Annotated in this window: 1 protein-coding gene; it reads left to right on the top strand. The window is 51.9% G+C overall.

The annotated features are described in order from the left end of the window. A partial coding sequence (locus DW922_RS18260) for a 4Fe-4S binding protein (RefSeq protein WP_243032311.1) occupies positions 1-239 on the top strand: 239 nt, incomplete at both ends.

Here is a 239-nt window from a genome sequence, read left to right as displayed (position 1 = left end):
TTCTCCTACTATATCACAGGCTTTCTCATTTTGCTGGGAGTCCTGCTGGGACGCTTTATCTGCGGCTTTCTATGCCCCTTCGGCTGGTTTCAGGAGCTGCTGCACAAAATCCCCACGAAGAAGCTTTCCACAAAAAGGCTGAAGCCGCTGACATACCTGAAATACGCTGTCCTGCTGGTGATGGTTTTCCTGCTACCGGCGTTCCTTGTGAACGATGTGGGCATGGGAGACCCCTTCTT

Source organism: Clostridium sp. AM42-4 (genome assembly GCF_003480105.1).
Lineage (GTDB): Bacteria > Bacillota > Clostridia > Lachnospirales > Lachnospiraceae > Brotaphodocola.
This window is presented reverse-complemented; position numbering and strand designations above follow the sequence as displayed.